General features: G+C 64.3%; 12 protein-coding genes. 6 read left to right on the forward strand and 6 right to left on the reverse strand.

The features are described from left to right. Positions 1-153 precede the first annotated feature (153 nt). The 6 genes from KA354_12355 to KA354_12380 all read left to right on the forward strand — a co-directional run bounded on the left by KA354_12355 (position 154) and on the right by KA354_12380 (position 6,839). Positions 154-780: an HAD family hydrolase gene (locus KA354_12355; protein MBP7935428.1), complete on the forward strand. Its 627-nt coding sequence runs from the start codon at positions 154-156 to the stop codon at positions 778-780. Between the two features lie 17 nt (positions 781-797). Next, positions 798-1,829: a VWA domain-containing protein gene (locus KA354_12360; protein MBP7935429.1), complete on the forward strand. Its 1,032-nt coding sequence runs from the start codon at positions 798-800 to the stop codon at positions 1,827-1,829. Beyond that, positions 1,822-2,793: a hypothetical protein gene (locus KA354_12365; GenBank protein MBP7935430.1), complete on the forward strand. Its 972-nt coding sequence runs from the start codon at positions 1,822-1,824 to the stop codon at positions 2,791-2,793. Before KA354_12360 ends, KA354_12365 begins: the two co-directional genes overlap by 8 nt. A gap of 89 nt (positions 2,794-2,882) precedes the next feature. Further along, on the forward strand, positions 2,883-4,709 hold the full coding sequence (locus tag KA354_12370) for a BatD family protein (GenBank protein ID MBP7935431.1): 1,827 nt from the start codon (positions 2,883-2,885) through the stop codon (positions 4,707-4,709). Next, positions 4,706-5,563, forward strand: coding sequence for a tetratricopeptide repeat protein (locus tag KA354_12375; GenBank protein ID MBP7935432.1), 858 nt, complete (start codon positions 4,706-4,708; stop codon positions 5,561-5,563). The genes KA354_12370 and KA354_12375 overlap by 4 nt, the downstream gene beginning before the upstream one ends. A gap of 214 nt (positions 5,564-5,777) precedes the next feature. Then, positions 5,778-6,839, forward strand: a complete 1,062-nt coding sequence (locus KA354_12380; GenBank protein MBP7935433.1) for a TRAM domain-containing protein — start codon at positions 5,778-5,780, stop codon at positions 6,837-6,839. A gap of 177 nt (positions 6,840-7,016) precedes the next feature. On the opposite strand, the gene KA354_12385 is transcribed toward KA354_12380, so the two are convergent. From KA354_12385 to KA354_12410, 6 genes are all read right to left on the reverse strand, one after another. Next, positions 7,017-7,970, reverse strand: coding sequence for a hypothetical protein (locus KA354_12385; GenBank protein MBP7935434.1), 954 nt, complete (start codon positions 7,968-7,970; stop codon positions 7,017-7,019). A 421-nt stretch (positions 7,971-8,391) separates the two neighbouring features. Then, positions 8,392-9,258 carry a prepilin-type N-terminal cleavage/methylation domain-containing protein gene (locus tag KA354_12390; protein MBP7935435.1) on the reverse strand — a complete coding sequence of 289 codons (867 nt, stop codon included), beginning with the start codon at positions 9,256-9,258 and terminating at the stop codon, positions 8,392-8,394. 29 nt (positions 9,259-9,287) lie between these two features. Beyond that, positions 9,288-9,662, reverse strand: a complete 375-nt coding sequence (locus KA354_12395; GenBank protein ID MBP7935436.1) for a hypothetical protein — start codon at positions 9,660-9,662, stop codon at positions 9,288-9,290. Between the two features lie 527 nt (positions 9,663-10,189). Then, a complete protein-coding gene (locus tag KA354_12400) occupies positions 10,190-11,452 on the reverse strand; it encodes an SGNH/GDSL hydrolase family protein (protein MBP7935437.1) in 1,263 nt (420 codons plus the stop codon). 218 nt (positions 11,453-11,670) lie between these two features. Further along, complete coding sequence (locus KA354_12405; GenBank protein MBP7935438.1) at positions 11,671-13,044, reverse strand: DUF5009 domain-containing protein; 1,374 nt, start codon at positions 13,042-13,044, stop codon at positions 11,671-11,673. 12 nt (positions 13,045-13,056) lie between these two features. Beyond that, a complete protein-coding gene (locus tag KA354_12410; GenBank protein MBP7935439.1) occupies positions 13,057-14,823 on the reverse strand; it encodes a phospho-sugar mutase in 1,767 nt (588 codons plus the stop codon). Positions 14,824-14,991: the final 168 nt, after the last annotated feature.

Raw genomic sequence — 14,991 nt, forward strand, 5'->3', positions numbered from 1 at the left:
CAAAGGCGGCTGCAGCGGCTCAGGCAAAAACCGCGCCTGAACTGACAGGCTTGCGTCAGTCCCGGGGAGATACGATCGGTGTTGACCATTCGCGCTGGCCGCACTACACATTGCCGCATGCCAAACGAAGCCACCCGGACGAGTTCGGGCGTTATGCCGCGGGCGGCGGCGGTCCTGTTCGATCTGGACGGGACTCTGACCCGGCCCTATTTCGACTTCGCCGCCATTCGGGCGGAGATCGGCCTGAGTCCCGAGTCTCGGTTGCCCATTCTGGAGTCCATTGAGTTGATGGACGCGGGCCAACGCAAGCGGGCCGAGGAGATCCTCCTGCGGCGTGAACGGGAGGCGGCCTTGGCCAGCGAGCTCTGGGACGATGCCCATGCGGTTCTGGCTGCTCTGCGAACGGCCGGCCTGAATCTGGGGCTCATGACCCGGAACAGCCGGGTTTCGGCCGACACGGTCATTGCCAAGCACGGGCTGGAGTTTGATCGGATCCATACCCGAGAAGACGGACCGGTCAAGCCGTCCCCCGAGCCGGTCTTGGCCCTATGCGGGCAGTTGGGGGTTGCCCCGGTCGCGGCCTGGGTTGTCGGTGACTATCTGTTCGACATTCAGAGTGGCCAGGCGGCCGGGGCGACCACCGCCCTGATGATCGGGGACGCCGCAGTTCCTGACTACGCTGACCAAGCGAACCATGTGATCCGCCGCCTAAGCGAGCTACCGGCCCTGCTGGGGCTGGGCGCCCGGCTGCCGCGAACCTCCGCGCCCGGACTTCCGTAGTGTATACTTGGCAGGCCATGACGGACGTCAAGTTCAATAGCCTGGGCTACTTGCACCTATTCTGGGTCGTCCTCGCCCTGGGGGGCGTGGTGGCCTACGGCTTCGCGCGGAAGAACCGATCGCTGCGGCGGCTGGCCGCTCCGCAGCTCTTGGGAAGCCTGACCGGGCAGGTGAGCCGCAAGCGGCAATGGGCCAAAGCGGGACTGGTCCTGGCCGCCATGGCCGCCCTGGTGCCGGCCATCAGCGATCCTCGGTGGGGGGTTTATTACGAGGACTTGCCCCGACGGGGAATCGACATCCTCTTCGTTCTCGACGTCTCCCGGTCCATGCTGGCCAACGATCTGCCCCCCAGTCGCCTGGAACGAGCCAAGCAGAGCATCGGCGATGTACTGGATGCGGCCGTTGGCGACCGGGTGGGGCTGGTCACCTTCGCCGGGACACCGGTCCTGAAGTGTCCGCTGACGGTTAACTACGGGGCCTTCCGCATGCTCCTCGACGAGGTTGGGGTACGCAGTTCGCCGCGCGGCGGCACACTGATTGGCGATGCCGTCCGGCTGGCGGCCAAGTCGTTCGTCGATCCGATGAAGAAACACAAGGCCATCGTGGTTCTCACCGACGGCGATGATCAGGAGAGCTACCCGGTCAAAGCTGCGGAAGAGGCCTACGCCGAGAGCGGGATCCAGGTCTTCACGGTCGGGCTGGGCGACGAGGGCGAGGGGGCCCGCGTGCCGGCCCAAGAGGTTCAGGCGGGGGTTTTCATGCAGTATGACGGCCGGGAGGTCTGGTCGAAGATGAATCCGGCGGTTCTGCGGGAGATGGCCATGAAGGGTGGTGGAGCATACATTCCCGCGGGCACCAAGAGCATTGACCTCGGCCAAGTGCTCTACGAGGAGCGTATCGCCAAGGCGGAGCAGCGCGAGTTCGAGACCAGTCGGATCGAGCAGCGGAAAGTCCAGTTCCAATGGTTCGCGGGCCTCGCTCTGCTGCTGTTGCTGATCGAGACGTTCATGACGGACCGCAGAGCGGTGGAGGCGGATTCAGTTGCGTAGGTGGGCCGTGACAGGTGGGCGACGTCTCCAGGCCGCCGGCGGCCGGTGGGTCTCGTGCGGGCCCGCACTGCTGGCCCTGGGGGTGTCGATGGGCCTCGCTCACGTCTTACTGGCCGCCGACCTGCCCCCGCACGAACTGGTTGCGGAAGGCAACAAGGCCCTGGCCGATGGTGATGGGGCCAAGGCGATGGAGCTTTACGACAAGGCCGCGGCCCAGGCGCAGGACTCACCGGAGATCGCCTACAACCAGGGTGTGGTCTACTATCGCGGGAGCGACTACGACAAGGCTGCGGAGCGATTCAGCAAGGCGCTGTCCACTTCGGACGCCGGGCTGGATGCCAGAGCTCGGTTCAATCTCGGCAACTGTGCGTACGCTTCGGCTCTCAAGGTGAAGGACAAACCCGAGGAGGCGATCGAGAGGCTGAAGAAGGCCAGCGACTTCTTCCAGGATGTCCTGGAAAGCCACCCGGACGACAAGGACGCCCGGCGCAACCTGGAGCGAGCCCAACTGCTCATCAAGCAGTTGAAGGACCAGAAGCCGCCGGAGAGCCAGCCGCAGAGTCAACCATCGTCGCAGCCGACCAGCCGACCGCAGAGTCAACCCCAATCGCAACCTGCCAGCCGGCCGGAGAGCCAGCCTTCCCAGCAGGACCAGAAAGACCAGGACCAGAAGCAGGGCCAGCAACAACAGGGAGAGAGCAAGAACCAAGAGGGGCAGCAAGGCGGCCAGGAGCAGGAGGGAGAGAAGAAGGACGCTCAACAGGCCCAGGCAGACAAGAAGGACGGTAACCAAGACGAAGAGAAGCAGGAACAGGCCCGGGCGATACCCGCGACTCAACAGGCCATGAGCAAGGAAGAGGCCCGGCGACTGCTTCAGCTGATCCGCGACAAGCAGCGGCAGCGCATGGAGGCATTGGAGCGGCAATCCCAAGGGCCGATGCAGCCGGTGGAGAAGGACTGGTGAGCGACAGCGGCAGGCGGAAGCAGCAAGCCTGGCGAGGCAGTGGGCCTCTGACGGTTGAGCTGGGGAGCCTACCCCCCAAAGGATCCAGAATGAGTACTCGCTTTCTAGGGCTTGTCTTTGCGGCTTTGACCGGCTGGACATTGGCGGCCGCCTCGGCATCTGCTGCCCAGGTCGGCATTGAGGTTTCCGCCAAAGAGACCTATGTGGGTGTTCCCGTTGTGGTGCGGATCACGATCAACGACTGTAAACACGAACCGCCGGCGCCGGTATTCCCAGAGATCCCCGGCGTCGAGATCCGCTCCGACGGAGTTCCCTCTCGCAGCTCGCGAATGACGGTCATCAACGGCAGGATGAACCAGCAGGTCTCGCTGACCTATGACTACCAGTTCGTCCCTTCCGTGGAAGGCAACTTCACGGTTCCTTCCCTCCAGATCGAGGTTGACGGCCGCAAGTTCAGAACCGAGCCGCAAACCGTGGTGGTCACGAAATCGGAGACCGGCGATCTGCTTTTTGCGGATGTGAAGGGCGGCCGCGACAAGATCTACCTCGGCGAGTCACTGGACATCACGCTGCAGATCTGGATCAGGCCGTATCACGATCGCAACTTCTCGGTGAAGCTGAGCGAGGCCAACACGTGGGGCCTGATCGACAACGCCAGCCGATGGGGGCCGTTCCTCGAGCCTCTCCAGCAGATGCTGCGTAACCGCCAGCGACCTGCCGGACGGGAAGTGCTGCGGACGGACACGGCGGGCAGCTCAAGGTCGTACTACCTCTACGAATTGACCGCGACGATATGCCCCGACCGACCCGGCAAGCTCACCCTCGACGACGTCAACGTGGTGGTCTCGTATCCCGTTCGCCTGGGCCGGGACCAGAGTCTTTTTTCCATGGGCGACCTGAGGATCGAGCAATCCCGCCCGCTCTCGGCCAAGCCGACCGTGGCCCCGATCGAGGTCAGACCGGTTCCGACCGAGGGTCAACCGCGATACTACCGGGGCGCTGTCGGACAGTTCACCATTCAGGCCGGAGCCAAGCCGACCGAGGTCACCGTCGGCGAGCCAATCACGCTGAACCTGACCATCAGCGGCAACGGTCGGATGGAGGTTGTGCCGTCTCCGCCGCTCCCCGAGATCGAGGAACTGGCCCGCGATTTCAAGGTGCCTAACGATCCGCTCACCGGCACCGTGCAACAGGACGCCAAGACATTCACCCAGAGCATCCGGGCCAAGACTGACCAGGTCAAGATGATTCCGCCGATTCCCTTCTCTTACTTCGATCCGCGTGCCGAGAAGTTCGTGACGGTAAACACGAGGCCGATCCCGCTGACTGTCAAGGCGACCGAGAAGTTGTCGGCCGCGCAGGTGGTGGATTCAGCGACCGGCCAGGTGCGCACAGCGCATTCGCTGACCGAAGTCTCCAGCGGCATCCTGGCGAACTACAGTGGAGCCGATGAGATCCTGGGCCAACAGGCGTTCTCGCCCGGTTGGTCGGCGGCGATGGCGATAGGGCTTCCGCCGGTTGCCGCCCTGGCAAACTGGCTGGTACTTCGGCGGCGGCATCGATTGAGAACCGACGTCGGATTCGCTCGCCGTCGCTCGGCCCGCAAGAAGGCTCAGAACACGATCCATGCCGCTTCCCGAGCGACCGAAGCCGAGCTGGCGGCGGCCGTCTCGACGGCGATCGGCGGGTATGTGGCCGATCGATGCAATCTGCCCACGGGCGGTCTGACCCGTTCGGCGGTTATCGAGCACTTGACCGATCGGCGGGTGCCGGCGGCGGTGGTCGAGGAAGTCGATCGCCTGCTCGAGCAATGCGAGGGTCTTCGCTATGCGGCCGCCGGCGGGGCCTGCCGGGATGGACTGGTACAGGCCGCCATGGCGGCCATCGAGCGGCTGGAGAGGGAGCGGTTCGGATGAAGGATCGCCGAACAGTCTGGGAGGGCGGACTGCACCCACGCGGGCCGGGGCCTGCGATACTGAAGACGATGTACGTTCTGACGATCCTGGCCGCGGCGCCGGTGACGGCTGGCGAGCTGACCCGGGCCCAGCAGGCCGAGATCCTGGACGAAGCCACCCGGGCGTTCGACCGCGGCGCCGAGGTCCGCGGCTCGAACTGTGCGGATGCGACCGCGGCCTTTCGCGAGGCGGCCGGTCGCTTCCAACTCCTGGTCGACGCTGGCATCCGCAACGGCAAACTCTACTACAACCTCGGCAACGCCTGCTTCGAGAGCGGGCAGATCGGTCGAGCGATTCTGAACTACCGTCGAGCGAAGGAGCTCATCCCGGGCGACGGGCGGCTCGAGCACAACCTGCAGTATGCCCGCTCGCTCCGGCGGAACCAGATTGAAGTGGCCGGCCAGCGTGCTTTTCTGCAGACCCTGTTCTTCTGGCATTACGGTTCGTCGCTCGGCTCGCGCTACCGGGTGGGCCTGGCATTCTATGTTCTCTTCTGGCTCATGGTGCTGGCTCGTTCCTATCTGACCGGATTGCCCTGGCGGTATGCCCTGGTGCCTGTGGCGGCCGCCTGGCTGGTCCTGGGTGTCTCCGTCGGCGCCGACCTGCTTATCCCTCCGCGGGCCGAGGGCGTCATCCTGGCCGACAACGTCGTGGTGCGCAAAGGCAACGGCGAGCGGTTCGATCCGCAGTTCAGGCAACCCCTGTGCGAGGGCATGGAGTTCGTCCTGCTCGAGCAGCGCCGCGACTGGTGGTGTATCGAACTGCCCGACGGCAAGAGCGGCTGGATCCGGGCTGATCAGGCGGAACTGCTCTAGGCGCCTGCCTCACCGAGGGCGGGACGAGCCTCCTGCCGGCCAGACGACCGGCGGAAGACCCGCACTGCACCGCGGCGGCCTTCGGGCCCTTGGTGGCCAACCCGGTTACCGCTATACTCCCGTCATCATAACCGGGGCATGGATGCCGCCGGAGGCGTCCCGCGATTGCCGGGACGGTTCGATCCATCTCATCCCGGGTTCGAGGAGTGGCCCCATGCTGCTCGCCATCCTGAGAGCACTGTTCGTCCTGATCGTGGCCGGCGTGGCGATGAACTACGTCGAGCAGGAAGGCAGCGCCCTGGCCCTGCCGGTTCTCATCGTCGCCCTGGGGGCGGCCGCGATGGTCATCGGGCTGGACGTCTTCATTCCGCAGAAGTCCTTGCTGGCGATCTCCGGCCTATTCTTCGGACTGGTCGTCGGGCTACTGATCGCGTTCGGCGCGGGTCTGATCATCGATCTGCTGGTAGACGCCTACCAACCCACGCTCGCCGGCGGCCCGCTGGTGAGTACCACCAAGGTACTGATCGGCATCGTGACCTGCTATCTGGCCGTCAGTTTCATTCTCCAGACCAAGGACGATGTGCGTTTCGTGATTCCCTACGTGGAATTCGCCAAGCAGCGCAAGGGCCAGCACCCGATCATCCTGGACACCTCGGTCATCATTGACGGGCGGATCGTGGACATCATGAACGCCTGGATCGTGGATGCCCCGGTCATCGTGCCCCGGTTCGTACTCCATGAACTCCAGGCCGTCGCCGACAGCAGCGACAAACTCAAACGGAACCGCGGCCGGCGCGGACTGGACATTCTCAACAAGCTCCAGTCCAACGAGAAGCTCGACATCCAGTTCTACGACAGCCGCATGACCCGCGAGGAAGCCAGTGAACCGGTCGACCAGCGGCTGGTCACCCTGGCTCGCAAGATCGACGGCCGAGTGGTCACCAACGACTACAACCTCAACAAGGTCGCCAAACTCCGCGGGGTGGACGTCATCAACATCAACGACCTGGCCAACGCCCTCAAGCCGGTGTTCCTGCCCGGCGAGGCCATGCAGGTGAAGATCATCAAGCCTGGCGAGGAGGCCGGCCAGGGCGTCGGGTACCTCGAAGACGGCACCATGGTGGTCGTCGAGGCCACCCGCGATCGCATCGGCCAGACCGTCCCCATCATGGTCACCTCTGTGCTCCAGACCAGCGCCGGCCGCATGGTCTTCGGGCGGCCGGAAGGTACGCCCGGCGACGGCGGTGGAAGACGGCGCGCGGGGCAGAGCCTGTAAAAGGCGCCGAGCGTTCGCAAGGCGTGTCGACGCCTGCGGGCCATGTCGTCGGCGCGGCCGGAAACGGCGAGCGGGGACCCGGCCGATCACTCGAATCCAGCCCAGTTCCCGCGCAATGGGGGACGAACAGGATGAAACCGGTTACCCCCTTAATATTCTAGGTACCAGCTGGATTCATCAAGCCACCGCGCAAATCGCATCCTGGCCGGCAGCCAGGCGGTACAGATTGCACGCCACCTCGGTCATGGATCCGCCCGCTCGCTCGATCAGGGCGAGAATGGCTTCGGCTTGGTCTGCTCGGTTCAAGCCCAGAAACCGGCTTCTGAAGGCGTCAAGTTCAACACGAACCAGAAGGGTCTGCTGCGACGAGTCCAGGAGGGTATCGAAACCCTGGTCGCCGTGGCCGGCCATGCTCACCAACAGAGGCAGTTGGGGATCCTCGGCGAAGTGGTGACGGACAGTCTCATGGAGCAGGTTCTCATAGGCACAGGCCCGGCCGGTGGAAACACGGGATTCTCGGGCGATTTGCCGCAGGGGCGTGCGTTCGGCCTCGGAGGCGATGAGCAGGCGCTCGACCGCCAGCCGCTCCATGATCGGAAAGGGATTGCGGTGCCGCCAAGTCCGCCGTTCGAGCTCCGCCAAAGCCGCTCGCACGGCCCGCTCGAACCGGCGCCGGACGCGATGACGAATCGTCTCATCGCCCGGGCCAATCACAGGCCGAGCCTCGATCTTGACGGCCACAGCGTAGGGCAGTTCCTGTACCCGAGGAATCGCCGACCGGGGCTCATCGCTGGCCTGTTGGGCCAGCTTGAGCACCCGGGTCGGGACGCGGATGGTCGTGAAATACTCGTGCAGGGCGCGGTAGATCACACCGCGGATCCGGAACAAGGCATACGGGGCAAACGCGCCACGCTGATCGGCCTGGTAGGTCAACGCCGCCCGCACCAGGGCCAAGGCGCCCTCCTGGAACAGATCGTCACGCTCGCGCTCACGCTTTGCGTACCGGGAGGTACGCACGTGACGGGCCAAGTGCACGCCGATCAGTCCAAGATTCCGGGTCACCAGATCCGACTGCTCGTCGGTCAGGACAGACTCTCCCCCCACGATCTCATTGTCCAGCGTCTCGGACATGCTTCTCTCCTCCACGGACAGTCCTATCGGCCTGCGCACATACCTAACATAAACCAAACTTGGAGAAAAGTCAAATCCGAGGCAAGCTGGGGGCCAGGCCTGGGCCACAATTCGCGCAAACCACTCCTTTCACATGACTTGCGATGTATCTGGCGTTCGTTACTGGGCATGCAGCGACCCCGCTGATGGCGACGGCATCCGTGAGGCCGACGCAGGGCCGGCCACAAGGCGAGGATTTCGGAGGGTCGTAGCCATCGTCGTCGGCCAGAAGGAGCTGCGTCAACCGGGGCGATATGGGCAGCGTGTTCCGGACGGCAGCAGCCCGGCGGCGCGGACAGAGCCGCCTGAAATCCTGTCAGGCCAGGGACGTTTCGCGAGCATATCGCTCAACCGGACCGGCGTGCGGCCCCCCGTTCCCCGGTCAGGGCTTGGGGCCTCCCAGGACCATGTAGCTGGCGTACTTGTCGGAAGTGTTGAACTTCTTGGTTTCGACCATGTCGGTGTGGCCATCCCAGTAGAGGACCGTGCCCTTGGCGAAATGACGGCCGGCCATCCAGTCGACGAAGTCGTAGTACCCGCTGTAGCCATCGTTGAGTGCGCTACCTGCATTCGAGGCATTGGGCGCCAAGGTCGTGTCGTCGAAACCGGGATACTCCTCGAACAGCATGCCGACCTTGTTCGGGGTCGAGTAGAACTTGCCGGCGTAGTCCACGCTGGATTTCGAGAAGATGCCCGGCTTCAACTCATCGGGGCTCAGGAAATCCGCGGACGCCAGGCCGCTGCTGCTGCTCCCGTTGTTTCGATGCTGGTCGATGGCATTGTGCGGTTCGATGAAGCGAACGTAGCTGTGAATGGCCTTGTTTCCTCGGCCGCTTTCCCCCGAACCGACCGCAGCGGCGAATCGCCGCTTGGTGTCCTTGGGGCAGAAGTACACCTCTTTGTTGCGCACAAACTTGTAGATCTGCCCAAAGGTCACCCAGAGGCCGGAATCCGTCGGGCGCGTACCGCCGAACTTCCTGTAAGGATCGCCGAGATAGGCGGCATTGCCCCCGCTGATGCCGTCCCAGAGCCACCAATCCCAGTGCGGGAAACGACTCTTGTTATCCTGGGCATAGAAGTTGTGCCCGCTATAAAGTTCCCTCAGCCGTGTCTTACAGACCACGGCCTGGGCCTGATCTCGCGAACGACTTAGCGACGGGACCAGGACGGAGATCAGCAAGGCAATGATGGCGACCACAACCAGCACTTCGATCAGCGTGAAACCGCGACGATCGTAACGGCTCAACATACCACATCCACCTTCCATCCACGGTGCGGCTACTGAACCTCGCCGCACTTGGGACACTTACGTTCAGGGGCTCCCGAGGCCCCCTTGCTCATCAGAAACAGCGTCTGGCACTTGGTACACACATACGGATTGGCGTACAGGGTCTCCTTGCCGCACTTCGGGCACTTGTATCCGGGCCCGAAGATCGGAGCGCGAGCCGCCTTGCCGCCGGCCGGCGGTGTCAACTCGGACAGCTCGGCGTCGGCCGTGTATTTGCACTGGTCGCAGAAGACCTTCAGCTCGATTCGCCCCTCGACCCCGCTGGCACCGGCCCGACCGAGATAGCCCCAGGTCATCCAGGCGGCCACGGCCACGGCAATGACCGTGACGGCTATCACAGCATTTCGTTTCGTTTCAGGTGTCATGGATCTGATTCTGCCCTACCGTCGCGCCGACGGAGCCCTCGCCGACTGACTCGTCGCCCAGATGGGCCGGCACCCGTCACCGCCCCAAGTTCTACACTGCACCTCCGGTCGCCACCCCTTAGGGGCAAAGACCGCTCACGGCATGCACTCCCGCAACCCGAAGAGCAGGCTGGAACAGTCAAAGGCGACAATCCCAACACCCGATCGGCCAAACGTGAGGCAAGCACGTGCTTCGCCCGCCGATCTTGCACACTCCGCGATGGGCACGGTTGTGTCCCAGCCAGTCTTTATCCTATCACAATCGGACACGGAGTCAACGTCAGAACAGGTGAAAACCGGCCTGTTTCAGGACGCGAGCCAACCGGGGGCACCGCTCGCTAAACCGCGCCAATCGGTTTCTGCAGGCTCGGCATGGCGAATTCGCGTCAACGAGCACATCGAATGCGACATGTCTTTCTCTGCCTTTCAGGATCATCCAACGCCCCTGCGATGGCCACCTGAAGGCGCGAAAGACCTTCCCGACCCACTCACTTAGGCTTCTCCGACGCAGGACGGATGGTGAACCGAATCGCTTTCGGCTGCACCATAAGCCGTTGAAGGGTGATGAGTTCGGACATGGTGCGATCGAGTTGAGTTTGTAGGGCGGGCAGGCTCGGGGCGGTAGCCAAGTAGGTGTTTGCTCCGCGCTGAGCCAGGAACAGTTCCCATCGAGCGGCCGTAGCCGCTTTGAGCAAGCCGGCCTGCACGTCCCACGGACCGCCGGGGTGCCAACCGTCGGCCGTGGCAGAGCAGAGATTGACGCCTCGCTCGAGCTCTCTTTCGGGAAAAAACCCCAGGGGTCGGTCATCAGCCAGAACATCGTAGCGCCCTGCGGACAAACCGCGAATGCTCAGCATGTACTGGTTGAGTTCCTCGGTGATGGGGATCCATCGATAGGACATCAGTGGCCAGAAAGGCGCCCAGTTCAACGGGTAGCCCTCGTCGATTCGGGTGAACTCCACCTGAGTCGGTCCACCTGTGAGTGCCTCGACCTTGCAGCCTTGGGCGTCGAGCAACCTGGGGCCTTGGCAGTCGATTCCGACGAAGGACACTCTGGACGGGGCTCCCAGTCCTTTCAGAATCGCGAACGCCATGGCCAACTGGCCGAGGTCGTTGAGGTGGACGCCATCTTCGGCGTGCAGTGTCACCTTCTCCTTGTCCGTCTTGGCCTGGGCGTTGGCCTCGAGAATGCGTTTCTGAATGCCGCGCATCGTCCGCTGGACGTCGATGGCCCCCTCGCCCAGTTCCCGGGAGATGGCCATCGCCTGATCACCCATCTTCTGCAGCGTTCCCGTCTCGGCGGTCGCGGGATTCTCCGCGGTGATGGCCGCAGAGCAGATGAACACCCGGACCTTGTGCTTCCTGCACTGTTCCACGATGCCGCGAATGGCGTCGAGATGACGGCGGACATGTTCATCGTCGGCCTTCGTACCCCACCCGATGTCGTTGATCCCGTAGGCGACGGTGAGCAGGGTCGCTCCGCGATCGAAGACATCGTGGGGCAGCCGCCGCAAGCCGCCCTCGGCCGTGTCGCCGCCCCAGCCGGCATTGACGAACTGCACCTTGCGGTTCGGGTAACGTAGCAGGGTGTAATTCTCGACGTACCGTCCGTAGAGACCCGCGGCGGTGATGCTGTCGCCAAGGAAGACAACCGTGTCACCGTCACGGACGGCGAAGTCGCCCGCCGAAACGTGGGCCGCGGCCGACAAAAGCACTGAGACGATCGTTGCTGGAAGAACGAACCGATGCATGGGAGACCTCCGTACGTCCTCACCGGGGTGGACATGGGCGAGACTACGAGCCCATCCCGCGTGCGTCAACCGCTTCGGAGCCGCCACCTGAGGCGTGACTGGCCCGGCAGAGCATCGGGGAGGGCCGAGCTGGCGAATCCCGCATGGCGGTTCGCGACTCGCCGGCACGATCTGGCGAGGTCCGGGCTGAACCGGAGGGGGCGTACACCGCGGGACGGTCACACCTTGAGGAAGAGCCTCTTGCGGTACAAAGGAGCCATGAGGACAAGCCACAAGACGCCATACGCCAGGGCGAAGACCAGGGAAGCCGTGTATGGACCACAACCGGTCGCCGGGAAGTGGGCCGCAAACCCGTGATGGTAAATCCACGCCTTCATCGAGGGGGCGTCGAGGCCGAAGTTGAAGAAGACCAGGATGCGGCCGAGGATACCCGAGGCGAAGAAGACCAGAATGGCGTTGGTCCCAAACACCAGGAACGGCCAGGACCACCGCCGCCAGCCCTTGACGTCGATCAGCCAGTAGCACATGGCCAGCATGTGCATGGCGATTCCTCCGGCCAGGAGAACGTACGAGCTGGTCCAGATCTTCTTGTTGATCGGAACGCTGTGGCCCATCCACAGGCCGGCGACGATCAGCAGGTTGGCGGCGAAGAACAGGCCGATGAGCTTGTCGCGGTCGTCGCGCCGGCTGCGGAGCCAGCCTCCGGTCAGCACGCCGAGCAGGCAGGTGCCCACGCCGCCGATGGTGCCCAGAATGCCCTCAGGGTCGGGCAGCTCGGAGTAGACGTGGCCTCCGAGTAGTCTGGCGTCGAGCCAAGCGTGGAGGCTGCCCTCGGGCCGGGCCGATGCGGGGTAGCCGTCCGGCGGGACGACGGACCAGGGATGCTTGACCATCCACCAGTATCCGAGCACGACGACGATGGTCGCCAACACCCGTCCGCGCGCCCCGAGGAACATCATCACCACCGAGGCGAAGAAGTAGCACAGGGCGATGCGCTGGAGCACGCCTGGCACGCGCAACGCCCCGGTCTTGACCGCGGGCGGATGCGGCGACTGGAAGTAACCGAAATCGAGGATGAACCAGAGCAAGGCCAAGCCAATCAGCGACCAGGCGGCGATCTTCCATCGCCGGGCGGCGCGGTCCTGGGGCCATGCCAGCGGCGGCTGGTGGCGGAACAGGCAGAACAGACCTCCTAACGCCAGGAGGTACGGGGCCATGAGCCGCCAGCTGGGGAAGCTGAACAGGATGAGCCCGAGGAGAAACAGGATGATCGTGCGGCGGACGACATGCTCGAACAGTCGCCGCCTGCTGGCTCCTTCGCTCAGCCTCCGGTCGAAGGAATAGGTCATGGCCACGCCGACGATGAACAGAAACGAGGGGAAGACCAGATCGGTGGGCGTCCAGCCGTTCCACGTGGCATGGCCGAGCGGAGCATAGATCTTGCCCCATTCGCCGGGGTTATTGACCATGATCATCCCGGCGATGGTGATGCCGCGAAAGGCATCGAGCGAAAGGAGGCGGCGGCTGTTGACGAGAGCGGGCTGCGGCGGTTCGACCGGGGTCTGCGAATCAACGACGGGTTGGTCGGCCATATTGGGGGCTCGCTACCTGGCCAGGTCGGCGATGACCGCCTGGATCTTGGCGGTCGCGTTGTTGCGGGCCTGCTCGATGTTATTGCCGGGCCCCTTGGTCAGCACGTAGAACTTGATCTTGGGCTCGGTGCCGCTCGGGCGAGCGATGGCCTTGGTCCCGTCATCGAGGGTCAGGAACACGACGTCGCTGGCCGGCAGGTTGTACTGGCCGACCACCTTGCCCGTACGAGCGTCCCTGATCTCGCCGGTGGCAAGGTCGGCCGCGGTCCGGACGGATACACCCGCCACGCGTTCCGGCGGGCGGGTTCGCAGCTTCTGCATCATGGCCTTGATTCGATCGGCGCCGTCCTTGCCCGGCAGGGTCAGGCTCTTGGCTCCTTCCTGGTAGTAGCCGTACCGCTGGTAGAGATCGAGCAACAGATCGTAGAGCGTCTTGCCCTGGGCGGCGGCCACGGCGGCCAGGTCGGCGATGTAGGCCGTGCTGGTCACCGCGTCCTTGTCGCGGGTGTAGGTGCAAGGCATGTAGCCATAGCTCTCCTCGGCCCCGAAGATGTAGGTCTTGCTCGGCTTGCCCGGCGAGCCGGCGGCGTCGAACTGCATCACCTGGTCGCCGATCCACTTGAAGCCGGTCAGGACCTCGATGACCTCTGCCCCGTAGGAGCGGGCGATGTCCTTCATCATGTCACCCGAGACGATGGTGGTGATCATGGCGGCGTTCTTGGGGAATCGGCCGGAGCGGGTCAGCGTCTCGCAGATGTGCCAGGTGAGCATGGCGGCGATCTGGTTGCCGGTGATGAGTTCGAACTGGTTGCCCGGGCCGCGCACGGCGATACCCACGCGGTCGGCGTCGGGGTCGGTACCGATGACCAGATCGGCACCTTCCCTCTTGGCCAGCTCGATTCCGAGGGTCAGAGCCGCGCCCTCCTCGGGATTGGGGTACTCGACGGTCGGGAACTCGCCGTCCGGCTTGCCCTGCTCGGGGACAACGATGACCTTCTCGAAGCCGCGGCGCTTGAGGGCCTCGGGGACCAGGGTGATACCTGTGCCGTGCAGCGGGGTATAGACGATCTTGAGGTTCTTGCCCTGCTGGCGGGAGATCTCCGGCGACAGGCAGGAGGCGTGGACCTCGGCCAGGAAGGCCTCATCCACCTCGCGGCCGATGACGCGGATCAGGCCCTTGGCTTTCGCCTCGGTCACCGGCATGACCTTGATGTTGCCGAAGCCCCCCACCCGGCGGACCTCCTCGATGATCCGCTTGTCGTGCGGGGGCACGATGGGCACGCCGCCCGTCCAGTAGACCTTGAAGCCATTGTACGCGGGCGGGTTGTGGCTGGCGGTCACGACGACGCCGGCCGTGCATTGCAGGTGCCGAACGGCGAAGGACAGCTCCGGCGTCGGTCGCAGGGCCTCGAACAGGTGGGCGGTGATCCCGTTGCCGGCCAGGACGGCGGCGGTCCGTTCGGCGAAGACGTCGCTTTTGCGCCGGCTGTCGCAGGCGATGGCGACGCCGGCCTTTCTGGCGGCCTCACCCTGGTGGGCAATGTAGTTGGCCAGCCCCTGGGCGGCGGCACCGACGGTGTAGATGTTTATCCGGTTGAGCCCGGCCCCGATGATGCCGCGCAGGCCGGCGGTTCCGAACTCCAGCTCGCGATAGAACCGGTCGGTCAGTTCCCTCTCGTCACCCGCGGCCTGCAGCTCGCGAATCTCCTTCTTGTCAGCTTCCGCGATGGCCGGCTCGTCCAGCCAGCTCTTGACCGCCGATGCAATCGATGCATCCATGTTTCACTTGCCCTTGTCAGCCCCGGATGGTTCCGGGGACCGAACCCTTCATGAATCCGGGCCCCTATGGCCACCATGGTTATAAGCCAAACCGGCGGGAATGGGTAGAACGCGGCTTGGGTTCTTCATATTGTCTTCAGCCAGCGGCTGGTAAAATGGGATCAGCCC

It is taken from the genome of Phycisphaerae bacterium, from assembly GCA_018003015.1.
Lineage (GTDB): Bacteria > Planctomycetota > Phycisphaerae > UBA1845 > PWPN01 > JAGNEZ01.

Coding starts and splice junctions, on each gene's coding strand:
- KA354_12380 (MBP7935433.1), top strand. CDS start 5,778: ATGCTGCTCGCCATCCTGAGAGCACTGTTCGTCCTGATCGTGGCCGGC.
- KA354_12355 (MBP7935428.1), top strand. CDS start 154: ATGCCGCGGGCGGCGGCGGTCCTGTTCGATCTGGACGGGACTCTGACC.
- KA354_12410 (MBP7935439.1), bottom strand. CDS start 14,823: ATGGATGCATCGATTGCATCGGCGGTCAAGAGCTGGCTGGACGAGCCG.
- KA354_12360 (MBP7935429.1), top strand. CDS start 798: ATGACGGACGTCAAGTTCAATAGCCTGGGCTACTTGCACCTATTCTGG.
- KA354_12400 (MBP7935437.1), bottom strand. CDS start 11,452: ATGCATCGGTTCGTTCTTCCAGCAACGATCGTCTCAGTGCTTTTGTCG.
- KA354_12390 (MBP7935435.1), bottom strand. CDS start 9,258: ATGTTGAGCCGTTACGATCGTCGCGGTTTCACGCTGATCGAAGTGCTG.
- KA354_12405 (MBP7935438.1), bottom strand. CDS start 13,044: ATGGCCGACCAACCCGTCGTTGATTCGCAGACCCCGGTCGAACCGCCG.
- KA354_12385 (MBP7935434.1), bottom strand. CDS start 7,970: ATGTCCGAGACGCTGGACAATGAGATCGTGGGGGGAGAGTCTGTCCTG.
- KA354_12370 (MBP7935431.1), top strand. CDS start 2,883: ATGAGTACTCGCTTTCTAGGGCTTGTCTTTGCGGCTTTGACCGGCTGG.
- KA354_12375 (MBP7935432.1), top strand. CDS start 4,706: ATGAAGGATCGCCGAACAGTCTGGGAGGGCGGACTGCACCCACGCGGG.
- KA354_12395 (MBP7935436.1), bottom strand. CDS start 9,662: ATGACACCTGAAACGAAACGAAATGCTGTGATAGCCGTCACGGTCATT.